This window comes from Protofrankia sp. CiP1_Cm_nod3 (genome assembly GCF_982290655.1).
The window spans coordinates 1-1375 of sequence record NZ_CEVIVD010000167.1; the positions used below are offsets into that span (position 1 = coordinate 1).

At 73.0% G+C, this 1375-nt stretch carries 1 protein-coding gene; it reads left to right on the forward strand.

The features are described 5' to 3' along the window. Nucleotides 1-88: 88 nt before the first annotated feature. Nucleotides 89-1375, forward strand: a 1287-nt coding sequence (gene murA / locus AC5LUJ_RS21215) for a UDP-N-acetylglucosamine 1-carboxyvinyltransferase (protein ID WP_493465591.1), incomplete at its 3' end; no start/stop codon positions are given.

A 1375-nucleotide genomic window follows, 5' to 3' on the forward strand; every position in this document is an offset into this window, starting at 1 on the left:
GGGTGGGCCGGCCGGGTGCCGAGTTGGCCTTGGCGTGCCGGTGGGCCGGCCCCGGACAGCGGCCGACAAGGCCCTACCATCGACTTCTGTGGAACGGTTCGTCGCCACGGGCGGCTGTCAACTGGTCGGCGAGGTGGATGTCCCGGGAGCGAAGAACTCCGTGCTCAAGCTGATGGCCGCGAGCCTGCTGGCATACGGCCGCACGACCCTTCGCTCGGTACCCGGCATTCTTGACGTGACCGTCATGGCCGACGTCCTGCGCGCGCTCGGGGCGACCGTCGAGCGGGACGTCGTCGGGGGCTCACTGTCGATCGACGTGCCGGAGCGGCCCGTCGCCGCGGCCGACAGCGATCTCGTCCGCCGGATCCGGGCGTCGGTGGTGGTGCTCGGGCCGTTGGTCGCCCGGTGCGGTGAGGCGCGGGTGGCGCTTCCCGGCGGGGACGCCATCGGCGCGCGCGCGCTCGACATGCACGTCAGCGGGCTGGCCAAGCTCGGTGCCATGGTGGACGTCGAGTCCGGGATCCTGGTGGCCCGTTCGTCCGGCCGGCTGCAGGGGGCGTCGATCTGGCTGGACTTCCCCAGCGTCGGCGCCACCGAGAACCTGCTGATGGCCGGGGTGCTCGCCAAGGGCACCACGGTGATCGACAACGCCGCCCGGGAGCCCGAGATCGCCGATCTGTGCGCGATGCTGGTCTCCATGGGCGCGCGTCTCGACGGCGCGGGCACGTCCACGCTGGTCATCGAGGGGGTCGACGAGCTGCGGCCGGCCACGCACGACACCGTCGCGGACCGGATCGTCGCCGGCACGTTCGCCATCGGCGCGCTGATGACCGGCGGCGACGTGATGATCCGGGGCGGCCGCGCCGACCATCTGGAGATCGTGCTCGACAAGCTGACGACGGCCGGCGCCACCGTGGACACCCGGCCGGACGGCTTCCGGGTCACCGCGGAGCGCCCGCCGCGTTCGATCGACGTGGTGACCCTGCCCTACCCGGGCTTCCCGACGGATCTCCTGCCGCAGACCATCGCCCTGGAGGCGGTCAGCGAGGGTGTCTCCCTGATCACCGAGAACGTCTTCGACAGCCGCTTCGTGTTCTGCCGCGAGCTGAGCAAGCTCGGCGCGCAACTGCGCACCGACGGCCACCATGTCGTGGTGCGCCGCGGCGGCCGCCTGGTCGGCACGCACGTGGTGGCCTCGGACGTGCGGGCGGGTGCCGGGCTCGTGCTGGCCGGCCTGGTGGCCGAGGGGACCACCAGTGTCAGCGAGGTCCACCACATCGACCGCGGCTACGCCGCCTTCGTCGAGCAGCTGCGCCTGCTCGGCGCGGACATCCGGCGGGAGCCGCGTGGCGAGCCGGCCGCACGGCGGGACGGC